Below are 23,360 nucleotides of genomic sequence, written 5' to 3' on the forward strand. Positions count from 1 at the left end.
CTCCCGAAAAAAGACAGGGACGGCATGCCGCCCCTGTCCGGTCACTGCACAGGTTCTTGCGATGTCACTCGGCCGCCATGGCGCGCAGCGTATCACGCAAATCGCCATAGCCCAGCATGTCGTAGACGCCGGCCGTGGCTTCGCGATAGGGCGTGACGTCCGGCTCGGAAATCGTGATGCCCTTGGCGGTCAGGTCGGCCTCGATCTGGGCGAGCGAATCACGCGTGCCGTAGGAGGCGATGTCGCCGGCCTTCAGCGCTTCGTCGCGCAGCAGGGTCTGCAGGTCGTCAGGCAGGCTGTCGAACCACGCGGCGCTGGTCACCAGCCCGGTGATCAGGTTGATGTGGCCGGTCTTGGTGATGTGGGTGATCACCTCGTCGAGCTTGGCGCCGGTGATGGCCGGGAACTGCGCCTCGGCGGCGTCGATGACGTTCTGCTGCAGGGCCGAATAGACCTCGCCCCAGGGCATCGGCGTCGGCGTGGCGCCCATCGCCTTGATCGTCTCGACCCAGACCGGAGCGCCCGGCGTGCGCATGCGGACACCGGCGAGATCGTCCGGCCCGTTGATTTCCTTCTTGGTCAGCAGGTGACGTTCGCCCTGCCACCAGTTGAAGCTCAGCACCTGGTGCCCGGAGGCGTCGTGCAGCTTGCCGACCCAGTCCTCGAACATGTCGGAGGTGACGACCTTGCGAATCCCGTCATAGCCCGAAGCCAGGAACGGAGCGCCGAGCACGCCGAATTCCTTCTGGAACACGGCAAGACGACCACCATCGACGACGACAGCCACAGGAGCCCCAGCCCGCGCCTGCTCGAGAACGTCCTCGTCCGGCCCGAGCTGGGAGTTGGGGAAGAGCTTGACTTCGAGCCGGCCCCCGGAGGCCTCGGCCACATTGGCCTGGAACGCCTCGAGCCCCTTGTAGAGCGGATCGGACGTTGCCAGCGCCGTGTTGACGCTGAGCGTGTAGTCGGCAGCGAGAGCGCCACCGGCGGACAAAAGCATTGCCGTAGCGGCAATCGCGGACTTGATCTTGAAGTGTTTCATGAGCTTTCTCCTCCCTGACAACGTCGGACACGGCGTGTCCTCCAATTGACTGGAGACTAGTATGGTAGTATATGACGAGTCAAGATGACGCTTAATCAGGAACTCGAAACAGGTCTGGATCTCGGTGTTCCGCCGCGCCAGTCGACCATGGGAAGCCACGTTTTCGACGTGCTTCGCCAGGCCATCATCCAGCTCAAGCTGAAACCCGGCAATGCGCTTTCGGAAACCGAGATCGCCAAGCAGCTCGGCGTTTCGCGCCAGCCGGTGCGCGAGGCGATCATCAAGCTCGCCGATGCGGGCCTGGTTGAGGTGCGGCCGCAACGCGGCACCTATGTGCTGCTGATCTCCAAGCGCGAAGTGGAAACGGCGCGTTTCCTGCGCGAGGCGATCGAGGTGGCGATCGCGCGCAAGGCGGCTGAAACGGTGAACGAGCAGGCGGCGTCGGATCTGCGCGCCTGCATCGCCCGCCAGAAGGTCGCCGGCGACAGCGGCGTCTACACCGAGTTCCTGCGTCTCGACGAGCAGTTCCACCAGACGATCGCCCGGATTGCCGATTGTGAGAGCGCCTGGAAGGTGCTTGAAGGGCTGAAGGCGCAGATGGATCGGGTGCGGTTTCTGTCGATACCCATGGCGACGCCGGTGCCGACGCTGATCGCGCAGCACGACGCCATCGCGGAGGCGATCATCGCCGGCGATCCGGACAGGGCCGAGGAGGCGGTGCGCGTGCATCTGCGCGAAATCCTGAAGTCGCTGCCGAAATTGTCGGCGGAGCATCCGGATCTGTTCGTGGCATAACCGACTGCGATTCGCCGGCCGCAAAGCCGGCCAACAACGAGGCGGCGGACAAGCCGCGAGAGGGAGAGAGACGCAATGCGACGCACGTGGCGCTGGTTCGGGCCGCAGGACAGGGTCTCGGTGGACGACATGCTGCAGGCGGGCGTGGAGGGCGTGGTTTCGGCGCTGCATCACGTGCCGACCGGCGCCGTCTGGACACCGGAGGAGATCGCCAGGCGCCAGGCTGAAATCGCGCGCCGGCCCGACGGAAGCCCGTCAGGTCTGACCTGGGAGGTCGTCGAAAGCCTGCCCGTCTCCGAGGCGATCAAGAAACACAGCGGCGACTGGCGCGCGCACATCGACGCCTATCGCCAGAGCCTTTCCAATCTGGCCGGCGCCGGTATCGAGGTGATCTGCTACAATTTCATGCCCGTGCTCGACTGGACGCGCACCGACCTCGCCTGGCGGCTGCCGACCGGCGGCACCTGCATGCGCTTCGACCTGATCGACTTTGCCGCATTCGACATCCACATCCTCGAGCGCTCGGGTGCCCGCGAGGATTTCCCTGCCGAGATCGCCGAGCAGGCCGACGAACGGTTCGCCGCCATGGCCGAGGAGCGGCGCCGGCAACTGGCGACGAATGTCGTCTTCGGCCTGCCGGGCGCAGCCGAACACATGACGCTCGAGCAGGTTCGCGAACACCTGGCCCAATATGACCGGATTTCGCCGGAACAGCTTCGGCAGCACCTGATCGACTTCCTGTCCGAGGTGGTGCCGACGGCCGAACGCCTCGGTCTACGCATGTGCTGCCATCCCGACGATCCGCCCTTCGCCCTGCTCGGCCTGCCGCGCGTCATGTCGACGGAGGCCGATTATCGCACCGTCCTCGATGCCGTGCCGAGCGTCGCCAGCGGGGTGACGCTGTGTTCCGGGTCGCTCGGCGCGCGGCCGGACAACGACCTGCCGGGAATGATGGAGCGGCTCGGCGACCGTGTGCATTTCCTGCACCTGCGCAATGTCAAGCGCGAGGGAGACGCCATGCGCGGCTCGTTCCACGAGGCCGAGCATCTGGGCGGTGATACCGACATGGTCGCGCTCATCGCCGCCGCGTTGGCCGAGGAGGCGAAACGCCGCGCGGCCGGCCGGGCCGATCATTCGATTCCGTTTCGCCCCGACCATGGTCAGGACATCATGGACGATCTCGGCCGCAAGGCGCAGCCCGGCTATCCGGCGATCGGCCGTATGAAGGGCTTGGCGGAATTGCGCGGCATCGTCACCGCACTGTCCCATGAGCGTTTCGGCTCCCGGGGACCGGGTGACCCTCAGGCGGCGCGTTTGTAGACCAGCCCCGCGCTGTCATGCAGCACGATCGGCCCGCCGACATAGTCGTCGCCGATCGACGGGGTTTTCAGCGCCAACCGCCAGCCGAGGCCCTGTATGCCCGGAACCGGCAACGTAAGCGGGTCGAATTCGGAAGTCTCGCCGCCCTCCATATGCGTCACGGTGAAAACCTGCCCGCCGTCCGGAGCATGGCGCAGGCAGACGAAAACGGTGCGGCCGTCGACTGGGCGGAGGTAGTCGAAGGTGTCGTTGGTGTCGAGATTGCCGCGCAGCCAGCGATTGTCCCGCCGGAAACTGCGCAGCGCGAGCATGAAGCCGGTCTGGCGGGGGTCGAGCAGCGGCAATGAGTGGACGACGTTGCAGTATTCGTGCATGTCGTCCATCCATGCCCGCGCGATCACCTTCAGCGCCCGCGGGGTGAAATGCTCCGGTCCGGAGAGTTTCGGCTCCACCGCGTTCAGCAGGTCGGCGATCTTGTCGAGGTCGTATTCGGTGACTTCCACCAGCGCGGGCAGGACCTCGAAGAAGCGGACGAGCTCCTCGCGGGTTTCAAATCCGATCTCCTTCAGCCGTCGGAACGACGACGGGATCGAATAGGAATATTCGTCGACCTGCCATTTCAGCGAGATCGCCTCTTCCGCGACCACCTTCACGCCGTACCGGTCGTCCTGGTTGCGGATGAAGCCCCAGCTCGCCCGCGCCGCCGCGTTGAGGAAATCCATCGGCACGCCGGGCAGCGCGGCATAGGTCAGCATCGAGACGGCCGGATTGTCATAGGCCGTGTCGAGGATCTCCATGCGCGTCTTGCCGAGCCGGGTGTTGATGTTGAGCTTCGGATTGACCTGGGTGCCGCGGCGAAGCGTGTCATGGTTGGCGGTGCCGGAGATCCAGTTCGCGCCATGTGTCGCCATCTCGCGGATGCGCCAGTATTTCGACAGCCAGAAGCCGTAGATGAAGGGCGTGTTGTGCGCGAACGTCAGCGGCCCCCACTGGAAGATGTCCTCGTCGCCCAGCAGCTCGATCACCGCCCGGTAGGAGGACGACAGTTCCCAGTCTTCCTGCGGCCATGGACGGCCGTCCTCGAAGATGAACCAGGGACGGAACGGGACGCCGGCGATCTGCTGGTCCACCTGCGTCATCTGGCGCAGATAGTCGTCGTCATGGCGCAGCGCCTGTCCGTGCGTGTCCCACCACTTGAAGTCCTGCGCCCCGTCGACCCGCACCCCGTCGGCGCCGAAATTCACCTTGCGGCGCTGCATCTCCAGAAGGATCGCCCTGACGGCCGGGTTCTTGTATTCGAGGTTCTGGCCATACATGTTCGGGCCGGCGAAGAAATGCGCGTTGAGCGCGTCGAGGCCCTGATTGTCGGAGTGGCCGAAGACGACGTCGAAGATCAGCATCTTCGGCTTGCCGGGGAAATTGTGCAGCGTCGCCGCCAGATCGACCAATTCGTCCGGGCGGCCCGTCTCGAGAAGCACCGGATTGACCGCCCCCATCCCGGAGATGACGACGTCATAGCCCCAGTTCGTCGTGTCGGGCCGTGTCAGTTCCACGGAAACACCGGTGTCGCCGGATTCGCTCTCGCGCCAGAAATCGGGGCCTTTCTCGTAGACCGTGGTCGGTTCGACTGGCAGCAATTGCACCGCGTCGTAGCCCAGATAGAGCGCGTCGCCGTCTTCCGGCGGCAGGTCCGCGCGAAGGCGTTCCGACAGGCGCTCGAAATGGCGGGCGAGGCTCGCCAGCGTGCCGCCGGCCGTCGCGGTCGGAACATGGATCTGCAGGATGTTGGCGGGCGGCCGGAAGCTGTGCGGCGCGTCGCCGGAAAGCCCGGAATAATAGGCCAGGTCGGCGCGTGCGGCCTGCATCGCGTCCAGGTCGTAGATTTCGGCCGGCGCCATGACGCCGAAGGGCAGCGACGCGGCCAGCGGATCGAGAATGCGATGCCAGTCGCCGGCGGCGTCCCGCCAGGCGAGCGCGTAGAAATCGCCGATCGTCTCGCGCGTCCCCGCCTTCAGCCCGGCGACGCTGGCGAATGTATGCGCCTCGTAGCGCATTGCCGGCACATAGGTGCGCTCGAACGTCACCGTCTGGTGCGCCCGGGTGAGGTCGATGTCCTCCGACGGCGCCAGGATCTCCAGGAAGATGTCGCCGTCCGGTACGCGGTGGTCGAGCAGTTCCGGCGTCCAGAAACCGAATTCGACGCGGTCTCCCACCTTCTGCGCGCCAAGCCTGCGGGCGATTGCCTGTTCGGCGTCGAAGGCGGTCGGCTGGGCGGTCAGTTGCGTCTGGCACCACGCGACGAGGGCTTCGGTCGCCTCGGTGTCAAGGCGAACGCGGTCTTCAAGTGTCACGATGTGTCTCCCGTGCTTTTCGGGCCGTGGAGACCCTTCCTCAGGTTTTGACGTCGGGCTCGGTCCGCCCGGTGTGTCGGGTGATGCCGGCGATTTCGTCGGCTGCGGCGATGACATTGGCAAGCGCCGACTGGGCGTCGCGATGCATGTTCATCGGATCGGTCTCGACATCTTCCAGATAGACACGCAACGTCGCTCCGACCGTGCCGGTTCCCGACAGGCGGAACACGGCGCGCGCGCCGCCTTCGAAGCCGATCCGGATGCCCTGCTGGCCGGTATGCGATCCGTCGATCGGATCGTCATAGGCGAATTCGTCGGCCGTTTCGACCGTCAGGCCGGAGACGCTTGTGCCGGGAAGGGTGTCGAGCTTGCCGCGCAATTCGTCGATCAGCGCATTGGCCTTGTCCGTCTCCACCGCCTCGTAGTCGTGGCGCGAATAATAGTTGCGGCCGAACTCCGACCAGTGGCCCATCATGATTTCGGCGACCGACTGCTGCTTGATCGCCAGGATGTTCAGCCAGAGAAGCACCGCCCACAGCCCGTCCTTCTCGCGCACGTGATCGGAGCCGGTTCCGGCGCTTTCCTCGCCGCACAGCGACACGCGGCCGGCATCGAGCAGATTGCCGAAGAATTTCCAGCCCGTCGGCGTCTCGTAACAGTCCAGTCCCTTGGCCGCGGCGACCCGGTCGAGTGCGCGGCTGGTCGGCATCGACCGCGCGACGCCCTTCAGCCCGTCCTCGTAGCCGGGCGCGAAATGCGCGTTGGCGGCCAGCACGGCGAGGCTGTCAGACGGCGTGACATAGACATTGCGGCCGAGGATCATGTTGCGGTCGCCGTCGCCGTCGGAGGCCGCACCGAAGTCGGGCCCCTCGCTGCTGAACATCGCGGTCATCAGTTCCTTGGCCCAGATCGGGTTCGGATCGGGATGGCCGCCGCCGAAATCGGGCGAGGGCACCGCGTTGACGACGCTGCCCGCCGGTGCGCCGAGTGTCTGCTCCAGGATCGCCTTGGCATAGGGGCCGGTGACCGCATGCATGGCGTCGAAGCGGATGCGGAAACCCGAGCCGAGCAGCAGGCGGATCGCGTCGAAATCGAACAGCTTCTCCATCAGGGCGGCATAGTCGGCGACGGGGTCGACGACCTGGATCTCCATGCCGGCGAGCTCGGTCTCGCCGATCTCAGACAGGTCGACGTCCTGCGTCTCCATGATGTCGTAGGACGTCACCTTTTGCGAGGCTTCGAAGATCTTGTTGGTCACCTCTTCGGGTGCCGGCCCGCCATTCGGCATGTTGAACTTCACGCCGAAATCCTCGTCGGGCCCGCCGGGATTGTGGCTGGCCGACATGATGATGCCGCCGTCGGTTCCGTTGATCCGGATCAGGTTGGAGGCGGCCGGCGTCGACAGGATGGCGTTCTGCCCGACGATGACCTTCTTTGCCCCGGACGCCGCCGCCATGCGCAGGATCACCTGCGCGGCGCGGTCGTTGAAGTAGCGGCCGTCGCCGCCCAGCACCAGCGTCTTGCCTTCGACGCCGCCAATGCCGATCCAGATCGACTGGATGAAATTCTCCAGATAATGCGGCCCCATGAAGACGTGGGTCTTCTTGCGCAGGCCCGACGTGCCGGGTTTCTGGCCTTCGATCGGTGTCGTCTGGACGGTGATGCGCTGCATGACTTCCTCCTATCGCCCCGATTGTCGCATGATTTCGGCGGTTCGCGCAAAGCGGTCGTCGGTCGCGAATTCCGATGCCTTGACCGGCAGGCGCCGCCGCCAGTTGGGGTGTTCGAACACGGTACCCGGCAGGTTGGCCTGCTCCTCCAGCCCGAGGATGTCCTCGGCCTGCAGCGCGACGAGCCGCGAGGCCGAACCGGCCAGGAAGTCGTGCATGGCGTCCACCGATCCGTCGTGATTGCCGATCGTGCGATCGAAGGCGGCGACATCGTCGCTGCGCCCGTGCCGCGCGGCGTCCGCCTCGCCATTGGTTTGGCCGAGCCGGTCGCGCCAGTCGATGTCGAGCCCCTTGCGCCATCCGCGCCAGGTCGGCAGGTCGTGCGACGCGAAGGCCGCGAGCGTTTGCGGATCATAGGTCGAGGAGTGCAGGAAGCCCCGGTCGCCATGCCAGTCGCGTTCGAAGACGGCGACGCGGCAGCCGAGAATGCCCGAGGCGTCCAGGTCCCGGCGTAGGCCCTCCGGGATATTGCCGAGATCCTCGCCGACGATCGAAGCGCCCGCGACGGTTGCCTCGATACGTGCGACCGCGAGCATCGCGGCCTTCGGCATCATCACATAGACGCCGGGCAGGCCCTCCGGACACCAGAAGGCGCGGTCGAACCCGAGAATGTGATCGATGCGCAGGAGCCCGGAAAAGCGGAACTGTTCGCGTAGCGTTTCGGCCAGCACCGCAAAGCCGTTTTGCTGCAGTGCCAGTGGCGAGAGCGGGGCGACGCCCCAGACCTGGCCGTCGGCCGAAAAGGCGTCCGGCGGCGCGCCGAGCGACACGCCGCGGGCGAATTGCGCCGGATCGGCCCAGGTCTCAGCGCCGGCCGGATGTGTGCCGACGGCGAGATCGAGATAGAGCCCGTAACGCATGCCGGCGTCCTTCGCGGCCTTTTGCGCCGAGGAAAGCTGGCTTTCGGCGCGCCATTGCAGCCAGGCGTGATACCGGACCCGATCCGCCTCTTTCGCGGCGAAGTCGAGCACCGCCTGCGCGCGCGGGTCGCGATAGGGCTCGGGCCAGTCGGTCCAGTAGGCACCGTGAACCTCGGACAGCGCCTGGTGGATCGCGAAGCGCTGCAATTCTTCGCCACGCGCCGCGCGCCAATCGTCGAACGCCGGGCCACCAGCCCCTTCCGTGAACTGCCGGTAGGCATCGGCCAGCGCCTTCTTGCGCAGGGCGAACGCCTCCGGATACTCAATCAGCTCGGTCTCGTCGGCAGCGCCTTCGGTGCCGGTCTCGATATGGATCGCGTTGAGGTGCCGCCGGCTGGACGGCGCGTAGGGGCTGTAGTTCAGCGGGTCTTCCGGAAAGCCCGCGTGAACCGGATTGATGCCGAGGAAGCCGGCGCCGAAACGGCCGATCGCCGTGGCCGCGCAGGCGAGGTCGCGATAGGTGCCAAGGCCGCCGCCGGCTTCCGGCGGCAGGCCGTAGAGCGGCAGGGTCACGCCCCAGGCGCGCGGCGCTTCGGGCAGCCGGTCCGGCGCGGCGAGCACGGTGGTCGTCATGCCGTCTATCACCAGCCGGTGACGCCCGACGGCAAGTCGCCCGGCTTCGATCTCGCCCTCCGCTCGTCCTTCACGCACCGCGCCATCGGCGCTCTCCAGACGCCATTCGGTCGCGCCGTCGCCCTGAAGCGGCAGACGCGTTGGCTCGTCGGGGCGGACGATCGTCCACGGGTCGAGCCGTCGCCGCGCGCGCAGTTCGGTCAGGCGATGCAGGGTCTCGGCGGCGACGTCATCGGTCGCGGCCTCCAGCCCGAGCGCCGCGAGCACGGCGCGCAGGCTTTCGTCCGGCGCCTCACGCCACTGTCCGGCGCCGTCGTGATAGCGCCAGACCAGCCCGGCTGCGTTTGCCAGCGCCTCCAGCGCTTCGTTCATCCCGCTTTCTCCAGGATCATGACCACGACGGACTGTTCGGCGATCGCCAGCGTCTTGGAACGGATCTGTCTCGGTTTGGCGTCGGGGCGGTCGGTATCGACATGCAGCCGCCAGCGATGCTTGGCCGGCGCCTCGGGAAGCACGATCTCGACGGCCGGTCCGGCGTTGAAGACGGCGAAGATGGCGTAGTCGCGCACCGCATAGGCGGGGGCGTCGGAGGCCGTGCGCAGTTCGGCACAGACGAGCCGCAATTCAGGGTTTTCCCAGTCGCCGCTCGTCATCGCGGTGCCGTCGGCGCGCCACCAGAACAGGTCCTCCTTGCCGTCGATGGCGCGTTCGCGCGCATGCAGGAAGAGTTTCTGGCGCAACACCGAACGCGCCTTGCGAAACGCGATCATCCGGCTGGTGAAGGCGAGCATCTTGTCGTCGCCATTCGCCCAGTCGATCCAGGTGAGTTCGTTGTCCTGGCAATAGGCGTTGTTGTTGCCCTTCTGGCTATGTCCGATCTCGTCGCCGGCAAGGATCATCGGCGTGCCCTGGGCCAGCAGCAGCGTCGCCATCATGTTGCGTCGGCGACGCGCCCGCGCCGACAGGATGCCCGCGTCGTCGGTGTCGCCCTCGGCGCCCATATTGAAGGAGTAGTTCTCCGAATGCCCGTCGCGATTGTCCTCGCCATTGGCCTCGTTGTGCTTGGAATTGTAGGCGACCACGTCGGCCAGCGTGAAGCCGTCATGGGCGGAGACGAAATTGACGGAGGACGTCGCCGGACGGCCGGAATGGTCGAATTGCAGCGCCGAGCCCGTCAGCCGGTCGGCAAGGTCCGGCGCCCGACCCGGGTCGCCCCGCCAGAACTGCCGCACGCCGTCGCGGAACCGGTCGTTCCATTCGGCGAAGGGCGGCGGGAACGCGCCGAGCTGGTAGCCGCCGGGACCGATGTCCCAGGGTTCGGCGATCAGCTTCACCTGCGTCAGAACCGGGTCCTGGCGCACCGCGTCGAAGAAAGACGCGCCGCGGTCGAAACCCGCATCCGTGCGCCCGAGCGTGGAACACAGGTCGAAGCGGAAGCCGTCGACATGCATCACCTCGACCCAGTAGCGCAGCGAATCCATCACCATGCGCAGCACCATCGGATGGTCGAGATTGAGCGTGTTGCCGGTGCCGGTGTCGTTGATGTAGTGGCGCGGATTGGCGGCGAGCCGGTAGTAGGAGCGGTTGTCGAGGCCGCGGAAACACAGCGTCGGCCCGAGTTCGTTGCCCTCGCCGGTATGGTTGTAGACCACGTCCATCAGCACCTCGATGCCGGCGGCGTGGAACCGTGCGACCATCGTCTGGAACTCGGCGATCTGGCCCTCATGCAGGTAGCGCGGTTCGGGCGCGAAGAAGCCGATCGACTGGTATCCCCAGTAATTCGTCAACTCGCGCTCGACCAGGAACTGGTCGTCGAGGAAGGCCTGCGCGGGCAGCAATTCGATGGCGGTGATGCCGAGTTTCGTCAGATAGTCGAGCATCGGCTCGGAGGCGAGGCCGAGAAAGGTGCCGCGCGGGGTCGCCGTCGGATGCAACTGCGTCATGCCCTTCACATGCGCCTCGTAGATGATCGTCTCGGCCATCGGCGTCGCGGGGGGCATGTCCTCGCCCCATGAGAACGCCGGATCGGTGACGATGCATTTCGGCATGAAGGGCGCGCTGTCGCGCGAATCGAAGCTCAGATCGTCGCGATTGCGTCCGATCTCGTAGCCCATCAGCTCCTCCGACCACACCGGGTGGCCGGTCAGGCGTTTGGCGTAGGGATCGATCAGGAGCTTGTTGGGGTTGAAGCGGTGGCCCTGGTCCGGGCGATAGGGCCCGTTGGCGCGATAGCCGTAGAGCTGGCCGGGCCTGAGGCCGGGCACATATCCGAACCAGACGTCGCCGTCGCGTTCCGGCAGGTCGATGCGCGCCGTCTCCGTCTTGCCGTCGGGCGAGAACAGGCACAGCGTCATCCGGCTCGCATGCTCCGAGAAGATCGCGAAATTGACCCCGTCGCCGTCGAAGGTCGCGCCTATGGGCGCCGGACGGCCGGCGCGGATCGACAAATCCCGTGTCATGGTTGCGAAGTGAGACTTTCGTAAAGCGCCGCGTAGTGTGCCGCCGATGTCGACCAGCCGACGGGATGCGCCATGGCGCGGCGCTGCATGCGCTCCCACCCGGGCCTGTCCTCATAGGCGTCGCAGAGCCGCATCATCGCGCCGATCAGCTCGTCGGCGGTGATCGGGAAGAACTGGAAGCCGGTCGCCACGTCCGCCAGCAGGGCGGCCTCGTTGGCGCGGATCACCGTGTCGGCCAACCCGCCGGTCATGGCGACGACCGGAATGGTGCCGTAGCGCAGGCCGTAGAGCTGCGTCAGGCCGCAGGGTTCGAAGCGCGACGGCACGATGACCGCGTCGCCGCCGGCCATCATGCGGTGCGACAGCGCCTCGTTGTAGCCGATCCGCACCGCGACCTGTGGCATTGCCTCGGCGGCGGCGCGCCAGGCCGCCTCTAGCTCCGGCTCGCCCGAGCCGAGCAGCGCAAGCTGGCCGCCGCGCTCGATGAACGCCGGCAGCGCTTCCAGAAGCAGGTCGAGGCCTTTCTGTTCGGTCAGGCGCGACACGACGATGGCCAGCGGCCCGTCCGACGGCGTCAGGCCGAATTCCTCGATCAGGTGAGCCCGGTTCTTCGCCTTCTTGTCCGGCGTGGTGAAGGCGACGATCTGCGGATCGGCGGCCGGGTTCCAGATCGTCTCGTCAATGCCGTTCAGGATGCCGACGAGGTCGGCTCGCCGGTTGCGCAGCACGCCGTCGAGCCCCATGCCGAATTCCGGGCGCAGCAATTCGCGCGCATAGGTCGGGCTGACCGTCGACAGCTTGTCGGCGAACACCAGTCCCGCCTTCAGCGCGTTGATCTGGCCGTAATATTCGAAGGCGTCGGGGTGAAAGCCCCATTGCGGCAGCCGCAGGTCCTTCAGCTTGGTCACCGAGGCCATGCCGTGAAACGCGATGTTGTGGACGGTCAGAAGGCTCGGAACCCGTTTGCCGTCGCTCATCTCGCGCTGGTAGAGCGGCGCCAGCGCCGCCTGCCAGTCATGCAGGTGCAAGAGATCCGGCTGCCAGCCCTCGACGCCGTCGACGGCGATCGCCGCGGCCATCCAGCTGAGCGCCGCATAGCGTTCCGGATTGTCGGGCCAATCCTTGCCGTCGGCGCCCAGATAAAGTGCGCCGCGCCGCTCGAAGAGATGGGGCGCGTCGAGAACGAGAAGATCGAGGCCCGAGGCCTTCGCGGCCAGAAGCCGGGCGGGGCCGCCCATCAGGTCGTCCTCGGTGCGGACCTCCTTGGCTTTCTTCAGGGCCGACATCACCGTCGGATAGCCGGGCAGGAGCGTGCGCAAATGCCACCCCTGTTCCTCCATCGCCCCGGGGAGGGCGCCCGCCACGTCGGCCAATCCGCCGGTTTTCACCAATGGCGCGCATTCCGACGCGACCGACAAGGCTTGCTTCATCCAGCGGCTCTCCTGTCCAGCATGTCCTGCGTGATGAGCGTGATGCCGGTATCGGTCACGCGGAACCACTTGGCGTCTTCTTCCGGGTCCTCGCCCACCACGAGGCCGCGCGGAATGACCACGCCGCGGTCGATGACGACATTGCGCAGCCGCGCCGAGCGTTCGATCGTGGCGAAGGGCAGCACGACGGCATGGTCGAGCACCGAATAGGAATTGGAGTGCACGCCGGTGAACAGAAGCGAGTTGCGCACCTCGGTGCCCGAGATGATGCAGCCGCCGGACACGAGGCTCGACACCGCGGTGCCGCGTCTCGTTTCCTCGTCATGCACGAACTTCGCCGGCGGCATGATTTCCGAATAGGTCCAGATCGGCCAGTCCGTGTCCCAGAGGTCGAGATCGGGGGAGAAGTCGGTCAGGTCGATATTGGCCTTCCAGAACGCGTCGACCGTCCCGACGTCGCGCCAATAGGCAGGCGCGTCGGGCGAGACGCGCACGCAGCTCTTGGAGAAGCGGTGGGCCACCGCCTTGCCGTTCTTGACGATCTGCGGGATCAGGTCGCCGCCGAAATCGTGCCGCGAATTGGGGTCGGCGGCGTCGGCGCGCAGCAATTCGCGCAGGAACGGCCAGGAAAACACGTAGATGCCCATCGAGGCGAGCGCGACGTCGGGATCCTCCGGCGTTCCGGGCGGATCGGCCGGCTTTTCCAGGAAGTCCGTGATGCGGTCGGTCTCGTCGATGGCCATGACGCCGAAGGCGGTCGCCTCCTCGCGCGGCACCGTCAGGCAGCCGACCGTGACGTCGGCGCCGGTCTCCACATGCTGGCGCAGCATGATCTCGTAGTCCATCTTGTAGACGTGGTCGCCGGCCAGGATCAGCACGTAATCGACGTCGTAGCTGTCGACGATGTCGATGTTCTGGGTCACGGCGTCGGCCGTGCCGAGATACCACATGTTTTCGTCGACGCGCTGCGAAGCCGGCAGGATGTCCAGATATTCGTTGCGCTCCGGCCGGAAGAAGTTCCAGCCCCGCTGGCAATGCCTGATCAGCGAATGCGCCTTGTACTGCGTGGCGATCGCCATCTTGCGGATGCCGGAGTTGAGCGCGTTCGACAGGGCGAAATCGATGATGCGGGTCTTGCCGCCGAAATAGACGGCCGGCTTGGCCCGCCTGTCGGTGAGCTCTTTAAGCCGGCTTCCTCTGCCGCCGGCAAGCACGAACGCCATGCTCCTGTTGGTCAGCCTCGACATTGCCATGGTGCCGTCTCCTCCCTGTGGTCAGGCCCCGAAGGCCAGAATGATGGTCGAAAGCGGCGGCAGTGTAACGCGCGCCGACGCCGGCTGTCCGTGCGACCCGGTGCCGCCCGCCGTCACGCCGCCGAGATTGCCCCGGTCGCGGCCGCCATAGATGCTTGCATCGGTGTTCAGGACTTCGCGCCACTTGCCCGCTTGAGGCAAGCCGCAGGTCCAGTCCCGGCGCTCCACCGGCGTGAAATTGCAGATCACGACCACTGGCGGATCCTCCGGACCGCCGCGCCTGATCCAGGCGTAGATCGAATCGTCGGCCGCATTGGCCTCGATCCATTCGAACCCGTCGGCCTCGCAATCCTTGTAATGCAGCGCCGGCGTCGCCCGGTAGAGCGTGTTCAGGTCCCGGACCAGGCGCTGTATCCCGCGATGGTTCGGATATTGCGTCATCGACCAGTCGACTTCACCTGCCTGCCGCCATTCCGAAGGCTGCGCGATCTCGCAGCCCATGAACAGAAGCTTCTTGCCGGGATGGCCCCACATGAAGCCGTAATAGGCGCGCAGATTGGCGAAGCGTTCCCATTCGTCGCCCGGCATGCGCGCCAGCATCGAGCCTTTGCCGTGCACGACCTCGTCATGGCTGATCGGCAGGATGAAGTTCTCCGAAAACGCGTAGTGCAGACCGAAGGTCATCTGGTGGTGATGGTGCTTGCGATGGATCGGCTCGTGCCCGATGTAGTCGAGCGTGTCGTTCATCCAGCCCATGTTCCACTTGTAGCCGAAGCCGAGCCCGCCCGTGTCGACTGGCCGGGAGACGCCCGGGAAGCTGGTGCTCTCCTCCGCCACAGTCATGATGTCGCCGACCTCGCCATAGACCGTCGTGTTCATGCGCTGCAGCATGGCGATCGCTTCCAGGTTCTCGCGTCCGCCATGGACGTTGGGAACCCATTCGCCCTCCGACCGCGAATAGTCGCGATAGAGCATCGAGGCCACGGCATCCACGCGCAGCCCGTCGACATGGTATTCCTCCAGCCAGTAGAGCGCGTTGGCGATCAGGAAATTGGCGACTTCCACGCGACCGTAATTGTAGATCAGCGTGTTCCAGTCCTTGTGGAAGCCCTCGCGCGGATCGGCGTGCTCATAGAGCGCGGTGCCGTCGAAATGGGCGAGACCATGCGCGTCGGTCGGGAAATGGCCGGGCACCCAGTCCAGGATGACGCCGATGCCCTTGTCATGCGCCGCCTCGACGAGATCGCGGAATTCATGCGGTGGCCCGTGCCGGATTGTCGGCGCGAAGAGCCCGACCGGCTGATAGCCCCAGCTGCCGTCGAACGGATGTTCGGAAATCGGCAGGAACTCGATATGGGTGAAGCCCATCTCGTGGACGTAATCCACCAGTTCGACCGCCGCTTCCTTGTAGGACAGCATCCGGCCGTCTTCGTCGTGGCGGCGCTTCCACGAGCCGAGATGCACCTCGTAGATCGAAATCGGCGCGGTGCGGGCGTTGCGCCCGTCGCGCTCGGTCATCCAGCGGTTGTCGCTCCAGCCATAGCCCGCGATGTCGCGCACGATGGAGGCGGTCTCCGGCGGATGCTCCGCTCCGAAGCCGACCGGATCGGCCTTCAGCGGCTGCACCGCGCCATCCGCTCCGACGATGCGATATTTGTAATGCGCGCCTTCGCCGATTTCCGGGATGAAGATTTCCCACACGCCGGTGGAACCGCGCCGCCGCATCACGTGACGACGCCCGTCCCACCAGTTGAAATCGCCGACGACAGAGACATGCCGCGCATTCGGCGCCCAGACCGCGAAATGCACGCCCGGCGTGCCTTCGTGCGTCATCACATGGGCGCCCAGCACGGTCCAAAGGCGCCGATGCGTGCCTTCGCTGAGAAGGTATTCGTCCATCTCGCCGATCACCGGACCGAACCGGTAGGGGTCGTCATAGTCCCAGCTCTTTCCGTCGGCCTTGCCCTGCAGGCGATAGGCTTCGTCGCTGGGGATTTCTCCGTAGAAGACTGACGGGGCTTCTGGAATGGGCGTTAGAGTGACTGTCTTCGACCGCGTCACCGCGCTGAGGCTCGTCGCTCCCGGATCATGGGCGACAAGCCAAGTCTTGCCGTCGGATCGGTGCGGGCCGAGCACGGAAAACGGATCGTCATGGGTGCCGTCGGCGATGCGTCGCGCCGCCGCGGCTGAGATCAGGGCACTGATCGGTTCCGTTCCGGACTTCATTCCATCAGGCTATTCGTCTGACGCCGAATGGCAAGGGTCAAAAGCCGGGAAAGGCGATCAATCTGTCGCGACGGACTGCGCTGACCAGATATCGTTCATGTAGCCGCGAATCGTCCGGTCGGAGGAGAACCACCCGGTGCGCGCCGTGTTGAGCGCAGCCATGTGCATCCAGGCGTCCTCGTCCTTGAATGCCGTGTCGACTTCGCGCTGCTTGTCGTAATAGGCGGCGAAATCGGAGCAGACGAGGAAATAGTCGGACCAGCGCAGGTTCTCCACGATGTCGCCGTAGCGGCCCGGCTCGCCCGCCGAGAACACGCCCTTTTCGATGTCCGCGATGGCGCCGGCCAGTTCCGGGCTCGCCTCGATCGCCTTGCGTGCGTGCTCGGCGACCGCGCGCCGCGCCACCACTTCCGGGGCGGTCATGCCGAACAGGAAGAAATTGTCCGGCCCGACATGTTCGCGGATTTCCACATTGGCGCCGTCGAGGGTGCCGATGGTCAGCGCGCCGTTCAGCGCGAACTTCATGTTGCCGGTGCCCGACGCTTCCTTGCCGGCCGTCGAGATCTGTTCCGACAGGTCGGCGGCGGGGATCAGCTTCTCGGCCAGCGAGACGTTGTAGTTCGGCAGATAGGCGACCTTCAGGAATTTCGAGGTCACCGGATCGGCGTTGACGACACGTGCCACGTCGTTGATCAGGTGGATGATCTTCTTGGCGAACACATAGCCCGGCGCGGCCTTGCCCGCGAAGATCTTCACCCGCGGGGTCCAGTCGGCATTGGGGTTGTCGCGCATCGCCCGCCACAGCGCGATCGTCTCCAGAATGTTGAGATGCTGGCGCTTGTATTCGTGAATGCGCTTGATCTGGATGTCGAACATCGCATCCGGATCGATCATGATGCCTTCGCTCTCGCGCACGAAATGCGCAAGCGCCGTCTTGTTCGTCTTCTTGGCGGCGGCGAATTCGTGGCGGAAGCCGGCGTCCTCGATATGCGGCTCCAGCTCGGTCAGCCGGTCGAGATGGCCGACCCAGTCATTGCCGATCGTCTTGTCGATCAGGCCGCTCAGCGCGGGATTGCACGACAGCAGCCAGCGCCGCGGCGTGACGCCGTTGGTCTCGTTGACGATGCGTTCGGGGTGCAGCCGGTTCAGTTCGGCGAAGACCGTTTCCTTCATCAGCTCCGTGTGCAGCTCCGACACGCCGTTCACGTTGTGCGCCATGATGAAGGACAATTCGCCCATCTTGACGTGGTCGTGCTCGATGATCGACAGCTTGCGGCTCGGATTGCGCCGCGCATGCAGGTCGTCGATGCGCTCGATCAGCTGCAGGTGGCGCGGGAGCAGCGACCCCATCAGCCCTTCCGACCAGCGCTCCAGCGCCTCCGGCAGAAGCGTGTGGTTGGTGTAGGACAGGCAGGCCCGCGCGATGTCGACGGCTTCCTCGAATTCCAGGCCCTTCTCGTCATGCAGCAGGCGCACCAGTTCCGGTCCGGCGATCGACGGATGGGTGTCGTTCAACTGGATGGCGACCTTGCTCGGCAATCTGCGCAGGTCGTCATATTCGGTGAGGAACCGGCGCAGGACGTCGCGCAGCGATGCCGCGGTGAAGAAGAATTCCTGCTTCAGCCGCAGGGTCTTGCCCTGGTCGGTCGTGTCGTCGGGATAGAGCACGCGCGAGATCGTCCGCGCCAGCGCTTCCGGTTCGGCGGCAGCGGCATATTCGCCGCGATTGAAGCGTTCGAGATCGAAGATCCGGGTCGGTTTGGCGTTCCAGAGGCGCAGCGTGTTGGCCCACTTGCCGCGCCAGCCGATGATCGGAGTGTCGTGCGCCGAGGCGATCACGCGTTCGGCGGGCTGCCACACGGCGCGATCGCCGGCTTCCACAACCGAGCCGCCATAGCCGATCTCGAAAGCGGCTTCCGGGCGTTCGAATTCCCAGGCATGGGTACCGGAAAGCCAGGTCTCCGGTTCCTCGATCTGCCGGCCGTCGACGAAGCGCTGGCGGAACAGGCCGTGTTCGTAGCGGATGCCGTAGCCATGTGCCGGGCAGGCGAGCGTTGAGAGCGAATCCAGGAAACACGCGGCCAGGCGGCCGAGGCCGCCATTGCCGAGCGCGGCGTCCGGTTCGTTTTCGACCACCGCCTGCAGCGGGATGCCGAGATCCTCGAAGATCGACTGCGCCCGCTCCAGAAGCCCGAGATTGACGATCGCGTCCTCCAGCAGGCGGCCGATCAGGAACTCCATCGACAGGTAATAGACGCGCTTGTGCTGGCCGGCATAGGTCGCGCGGGTCGCGTTGAACCACGGATCGACGATGCGGTCACGCACGGCCAGCGACAGCGCCATGCGCCAGTCGTAGATCTTGGCGTGTTTCGGGTCCTTGCCGAGCGAATATTTCAGGTGGTGCAACAGGCTTTCGCGCAAATCGGCGTCTGTCATGGTCTGTTCCCTGCCGGTGGCGGCAATGATCTCGTGAGTTCGGGTGCAGGCGCCGCCGAGGCCTCGGCGGTTCGACGGGATATGTTGGCCATTGCCGTGCGCATCGCAACCCGAATGGTCGCCCCGTGCCGCATCGCACAAAAAATCGGTTCGACCAAACGGAATGTGTTGCACGCACGCCACTATTTGTCAGCAACATTGCTTCCCCTTCGTGCCGAACCGCTCTAGAAGGCGGCAGACCTTTTGACTGCAGGGGCGCCGCATGGCCGACACCACCATCCGTTTGCACCAGGGCGATCTGACCGACGAGGCGTTTGCCCGTTACGGTGACGCGATCGCCATCGACACCGAGACGCTCGGGCTCAACCCGCATCGCGACCGGCTCTGTGTCGTGCAGCTGTCGCCGGGCGACGGCACGGCGGACGTCGTGCAGATCGCCAAGGGACAGAAGAAGGCGCCGAACCTCGTCAGGCTGCTGCGGGATTCGAAGAAGACCAAGATCTTCCATTTCGGCCGCTTCGACATCGCCATGCTGAAACAGGCCTTCGGCGTCACCACCTCGCCTGTCTTCTGCACCAAGATCGCCTCGCGCCTGACCCGCACCTACACGGATCGTCACGGGCTGAAGGACATCTGCCGCGAACTGCTCGGCGTCGATCTCTCCAAGCAGCAGCAATCCTCCGACTGGGCGGCCGCGAAACTGAGCGACGCGCAGCTCGAATATGCCGCCTCCGACGTCCTGCACCTGCACGCGCTCAAGGCGGTGCTGGAGGAGCGGCTGCAGCGCGAGGACCGCGTCAGGCAGGCCGAGGCCTGCTTCCGCTTCCTGCCGGTGCGCGCCGACCTCGACCTGATGGGCTGGGCCGACGAAGACATCTTCGCGCACAGTTGAGCAGCGCCATGGCTTCGCCGCTCCTGATTTTCGACTTCGACGGCGTTCTGGTCGACAGCGAGGTGATCTATCTCGACGTCGAAATGGCGTTCCTGCGCGAACTCGGCATCACCGTCGACTGGGCCAGCTATGTGCGCGAGTTCATGGCGCTCGGACCGGCGCAGTGGCGGGCGAAATATGCCGGCCTGATCCTGCGTGAAACGGGCGAGCCGCTGCTCGACGCGGGCTTCGAGAAGCTCAAGTCGGAATCGCGCCGCCGCGTGTCGGAGGAAATGAAGCCCGTCGAAGGCGCCGAAGCGATGCTGGAACGGCTGACGCTGGACCGCTGCGTCGCCTCTTCCACACAGCTCGGTTTCCTGCATCGCAAGCTCGACCTGATCGACTTCTCGCGCTTCTTCGGCGACGGCGTCTATTCCGGCGACATGGTCGAGCACGGCAAGCCCGCGCCGGACCTCTTCCTGCATGCCGCGCACTGCATGGGCCGGGTGCCGGGCGACGACATCGTCGTCATCGAGGACAGCGTCAACGGCGTGCGCGGCGGCAAGGCGGCCGGCCATTTCGTCATCGGGTTCACCGGAGGCTCGCATTGCCGCAAGGGCCACGGAGACATGCTGGAAGAGGCCGGCGCTGATCTGGTAGTCGACAGCCACGAGGCGCTGTCGGACTGGATTTCCGAGGAACTGCGCGCGGCCTGAACCGCACGCGTCAGGCGCCGGTGAAGCGCTCGAAATCCTTCTGCAACTCCTCCATGGAGAGGCTGCCCGGTTCGATACCTTCGGCGACGAGCCGGCGGCCGAGGTCGCACAAGTAACTGTTGACCGGCACGTTCACGAGGTTCAGCCGGCCGAGCAGCACGATTTCTCCGTTCAGATAGTTGGTCTCGATCGAGCCCGCCTTGCGGACAAGGCTCTGGGCGGAGGAGGAACCGGTGCGGCGCGTGCCGGGAACCTCCTTGATCCGCATCAGGTCGTCATGGCGGAATTCGGAGGTGACGCCGATCTTGGCCGTCGCGAGCATGGCTTCGGCCTCGGCGCGCGCAGCCTTCGCGAGTTCGGATTTGCGCGCTTCCTGCCCGGCCGCGGCGTCGAGCACGTTGCTGAGATTCATCAGGAGCTTGCCGTATTTGCCGGGCATGACGTCGGCTTCCGGAAACACCGCGAAGCCCGCCTCGTCCAGCGCCCGGCCGATCTCGCCCGCCAGCGCGTCGACGCCTTTTGGATAGCGGCCGATATTGAAGACGCCCCGGCTCGGCCCGCAATTGATCACCACTTCGCCGGGCTTGACGAAGTCGGCCGGCATCATCACCACGGCGGCATAGACGTTGTCGAAATGGCGAAGCGCCATGCGCTCGTTTTCGATGCCGTTTTGCAGGCAGACGATGGCCTGACGCCGCACGCCTGCGCGCTCAAGGCTTTCGAGCGCAGCCTTGGTGTCCTGCGTCTTCATCGTCAGGAAGATCACGTCGTCCGGCCGGAAATCGATCTCGCCTGGATCGGTCACGCAGGGAAATGTCGCGACGGCGTCATGCGTCGGCGTGCGCACCCGCAGGCCGCCGGCCCGGATCGCGTCGAGCTGCGCGCCGCGCGCGATCCCGACGACATCCTTGCCGGCGAGCGCCATGCTTCCGGCCACGCCGCCGCCGATGGCGCCGACCCCGTAGATGATGAAACGCATATATTCCCCCGATTGATCGGCGCCGCTCAGGACGCCTTTTTCTTGAACACGCCGACCCGCCTCATCACCTCGCCCGGGATGTCGTAGGCCTCGCGCAGATGGTGGTCCGTCTTCAGACCCAGATAGTCGCGCTGGATGAACAGGACCCAGGCCCTGTCGGCCGCCTCCTGCACCAGTTCGTCGCGGTCCCGGTTGGAGCCGGGCGTGGCGTCGTGACGGCGCAGCGCCGACAGCGCTTCTTCCAGATCACGCCCGATCCGCCCCAGCGCGGAGGCGGTCTCCGCCATGATCTCGTAGCCGAACGCGTCGAACCCCTTGCCGGAAGGGGCGTTGACGTTTCGGCGGGCGAGGGGAGGGTCGGCAGGCATGTTCGTTCCGGACGGACTGACACGTCTAAGATCGGGCCGCGGCCGCCCGGGGTCAAGCGCGCGGCCAAGAAAAAACCCGCCGGACGTTGCCGTCCGGCGGGTTTCGCTTCGTCGGTGCGAACGCGAGGCTTAGTTGCCGTCGCGGTTCTTCAGGGCCGCGCCGAGGATGTCGCCGAGCGATGCGCCGGCATCGGTCGAGCCGAACTGCGCCACGGCTTCCTTTTCTTCCGCGATTTCCAGCGCCTTGATGGAAATCTGGATGCGGCGGGTCTTCTTGTCGAACTGCGTGACGCGGGCGTCGACCTTCTGGCCGACGGCGAAACGCTCCGGACGCTGCTCGTCGCGGTCGCGCGACAGGTCGGAACGACGGATGAAGGTGTCGATGTCGTGGTCGACGAGACGAACCTCCAGGCCGCCATCGGTCACCGCGGTGACTTCGGCGGTCACGACCGCGTTCTTGCGCAGGTCGCCTGACGCAGCGGCTTCGCCGATCTTGTCGCGGCCAAGCTGCTTGATGCCGAGCGAGATGCGCTCCTTGTCCACGTCCACGTCAAGCACGACGGCCTGAACCATGTCGCCCTTGTTGTAGTTCTCGATGGCCTGTTCGCCAGGCATGTTCCAGTCGAGATCGGAGAGGTGCACCATGCCGTCGACGTCGCCGTCTAGGCCGATGAACAGGCCGAATTCGGTCTTGTTCTTGACTTCGCCCTCGACGACCGCGCCGGTCGGATGGGTGTGCGCGAAGGCTTCCCACGGATTTTCCAGCGTCTGCTTGAGGCCAAGCGAGATGCGGCGCTTCTGCGGGTCGACCTCGAGCACCACCACTTCCACTTCCTGCGAGGTGGAGAGGATCTTGCCCGGATGGACGTTCTTCTTCGTCCACGACATTTCGGAGACGTGGATGAGGCCTTCGATGCCCGGCTCGATCTCCACGAACGCACCGTAATCGGTGATGTTGGTGACCGTGCCCTTGATCTTCTTGCCGACCGGATAGTTGGCGCCGATGCCGTCCCACGGATCGGCCTGAAGCTGCTTCATGCCGAGCGAGATACGGTGGGTTTCCTGGTTGATGCGGATGATCTGGACCTTGACGGTCTGGCCGATCGACAGGATTTCCGACGGATGGTTGACGCGGCGCCAGGCCATGTCGGTGACGTGCAGCAGGCCGTCGATGCCACCCAGATCCACGAACGCGCCGTAGTCGGTGATGTTCTTGACGACGCCTTCGACCGTCTGGCCCTCTTCGAGGTTCTGGACGATTTCCGAACGCTGCTCGGCGCGGCTCTCTTCGAGAACGGTGCGGCGCGAGACGACGATGTTGCCGCGGCGCTTGTCCATCTTGAGGATTTCGAAGGGCTGCGGGTTGTGCATCAGCGGGGTGACGTCGCGAACCGGACGGATGTCGACCTGGCTGCGCGGCAGGAAGGCCACGGCGCCGTCGAGATCGACGGTGAAGCCGCCCTTGACCTGGTTGAAGATGACGCCTTCGACGCGCTCGCCGGCCTCGAACTTGGCTTCGAGCTTGACCCAGCTTTCCTCGCGGCGCGCTTTCTCGCGCGACAGGACCGCTTCACCCAGCGCGTTCTCGACGCGCTCGACGTAAACTTCGACGGTGTCGCCGACATTGAGCGAGCCGTCCTTGGCTTTCGCTCCGAACTCCTTCAGCGCGATGCGGCCTTCAACCTTCAGGCCGACATCGACAATCGCCATGTCTTTTTCGATTGCCGTGATGGTTCCCTTGACGACGGAGCCTTCTGCGGTGTCGCGCTCTTCAAAGGATTGTTCGAGGAGGGCGGCGAAGTCCTCCATGCTGGGATTCATATCTGACATTGATACTCCTGGAGAGGCCCGGAATGATACATCGGGCACAGGCGCCGGCGGTTGGTGTTGC

The 23,360-nt window shown here is 65.5% G+C and carries 16 protein-coding genes; 4 read left to right on the forward strand and 12 right to left on the reverse strand.

Going from position 1 to position 23,360, the window contains the following annotated elements; all coding sequences use genetic code 11:
- Positions 1-64: 64 nt before the first annotated feature.
- Positions 65-1,042 carry a C4-dicarboxylate TRAP transporter substrate-binding protein gene (locus MRY80_RS23305; RefSeq protein ID WP_293293652.1) on the reverse strand — a complete coding sequence of 326 codons (978 nt, stop codon included), beginning with the start codon at positions 1,040-1,042 and terminating at the stop codon, positions 65-67.
- A gap of 84 nt (positions 1,043-1,126) precedes the next feature.
- Here MRY80_RS23305 and MRY80_RS23310 point away from each other — a divergent pair, with 84 nt between their 5' ends.
- Entirely contained in the window at positions 1,127-1,837 is a 711-nt protein-coding gene (locus MRY80_RS23310) for a GntR family transcriptional regulator (protein ID WP_293293654.1), read from the forward strand.
- A gap of 75 nt (positions 1,838-1,912) precedes the next feature.
- Positions 1,913-3,157, forward strand: a complete 1,245-nt coding sequence (gene uxuA, locus MRY80_RS23315; RefSeq protein ID WP_293293656.1) for a mannonate dehydratase — start codon at positions 1,913-1,915, stop codon at positions 3,155-3,157.
- Here the strand turns inward: uxuA and gghA are convergent.
- Genes gghA through MRY80_RS23355 form a run of 8 tightly spaced genes read right to left on the reverse strand, consistent with a single transcriptional unit; the run spans position 3,139 to position 18,535 of the window.
- Positions 3,139-5,508 (reverse strand): glucosylglycerol hydrolase, encoded by a 2,370-nt coding sequence (gene gghA / locus MRY80_RS23320; protein ID WP_293293658.1) that lies wholly within the window; start codon positions 5,506-5,508, stop codon positions 3,139-3,141. The two genes, uxuA and gghA, sit on opposite strands and share 19 nt — an antisense overlap.
- A gap of 40 nt (positions 5,509-5,548) precedes the next feature.
- Positions 5,549-7,180 (reverse strand): alpha-D-glucose phosphate-specific phosphoglucomutase, encoded by a 1,632-nt coding sequence (locus MRY80_RS23325; RefSeq protein WP_293293660.1) that lies wholly within the window; start codon positions 7,178-7,180, stop codon positions 5,549-5,551.
- A gap of 9 nt (positions 7,181-7,189) precedes the next feature.
- Positions 7,190-9,103: a 4-alpha-glucanotransferase gene (gene malQ, locus MRY80_RS23330; RefSeq protein ID WP_293293661.1), complete on the reverse strand. Its 1,914-nt coding sequence runs from the start codon at positions 9,101-9,103 to the stop codon at positions 7,190-7,192.
- Entirely contained in the window at positions 9,100-11,190 is a 2,091-nt protein-coding gene (gene glgX, locus MRY80_RS23335; protein ID WP_293293662.1) for a glycogen debranching protein GlgX, read from the reverse strand. The genes malQ and glgX overlap by 4 nt, the downstream gene beginning before the upstream one ends.
- Positions 11,187-12,620, reverse strand: coding sequence for a glycogen synthase GlgA (glgA, locus tag MRY80_RS23340; protein WP_293293663.1), 1,434 nt, complete (start codon positions 12,618-12,620; stop codon positions 11,187-11,189). Before glgA ends, glgX begins: the two co-directional genes overlap by 4 nt.
- Complete coding sequence (glgC, locus tag MRY80_RS23345; RefSeq protein ID WP_293293664.1) at positions 12,617-13,873, reverse strand: glucose-1-phosphate adenylyltransferase; 1,257 nt, start codon at positions 13,871-13,873, stop codon at positions 12,617-12,619. Before glgC ends, glgA begins: the two co-directional genes overlap by 4 nt.
- Before the next feature lie 21 nt (positions 13,874-13,894).
- On the reverse strand, positions 13,895-16,099 hold the full coding sequence (glgB, locus tag MRY80_RS23350; protein ID WP_293293665.1) for a 1,4-alpha-glucan branching protein GlgB: 2,205 nt from the start codon (positions 16,097-16,099) through the stop codon (positions 13,895-13,897).
- A 57-nt stretch (positions 16,100-16,156) separates the two neighbouring features.
- Positions 16,157-18,535: a glycogen/starch/alpha-glucan phosphorylase gene (locus tag MRY80_RS23355; RefSeq protein ID WP_293293666.1), complete on the reverse strand. Its 2,379-nt coding sequence runs from the start codon at positions 18,533-18,535 to the stop codon at positions 16,157-16,159.
- A 262-nt stretch (positions 18,536-18,797) separates the two neighbouring features.
- Between MRY80_RS23355 and MRY80_RS23360 the strand changes: the two genes are divergently transcribed.
- Together MRY80_RS23360 and MRY80_RS23365 are read left to right on the forward strand one after the other, a co-directional pair.
- Positions 18,798-19,427 (forward strand): ribonuclease D, encoded by a 630-nt coding sequence (locus MRY80_RS23360; protein ID WP_293293667.1) that lies wholly within the window; start codon positions 18,798-18,800, stop codon positions 19,425-19,427.
- A gap of 8 nt (positions 19,428-19,435) precedes the next feature.
- Complete coding sequence (locus MRY80_RS23365) at positions 19,436-20,122, forward strand: HAD-IA family hydrolase (RefSeq protein ID WP_293293668.1); 687 nt, start codon at positions 19,436-19,438, stop codon at positions 20,120-20,122.
- A 10-nt stretch (positions 20,123-20,132) separates the two neighbouring features.
- Here the strand turns inward: MRY80_RS23365 and MRY80_RS23370 are convergent, their stop codons facing one another.
- From MRY80_RS23370 to rpsA, 3 genes are all read right to left on the reverse strand, one after another.
- Complete coding sequence (locus MRY80_RS23370; protein ID WP_293293669.1) at positions 20,133-21,101, reverse strand: 2-dehydropantoate 2-reductase N-terminal domain-containing protein; 969 nt, start codon at positions 21,099-21,101, stop codon at positions 20,133-20,135.
- Between the two features lie 26 nt (positions 21,102-21,127).
- A complete protein-coding gene (locus MRY80_RS23375; protein WP_293293670.1) occupies positions 21,128-21,469 on the reverse strand; it encodes a DUF6665 family protein in 342 nt (113 codons plus the stop codon).
- 129 nt (positions 21,470-21,598) lie between these two features.
- Positions 21,599-23,299, reverse strand: a complete 1,701-nt coding sequence (rpsA, locus tag MRY80_RS23380) for a 30S ribosomal protein S1 (protein ID WP_293293671.1) — start codon at positions 23,297-23,299, stop codon at positions 21,599-21,601.
- Between the last annotated feature and the right edge of the window lie 61 nt (positions 23,300-23,360).

Source organism: Oricola sp. (assembly GCF_022763245.1).
Classification (GTDB): Bacteria; Pseudomonadota; Alphaproteobacteria; order Rhizobiales; family Rhizobiaceae; genus Oricola.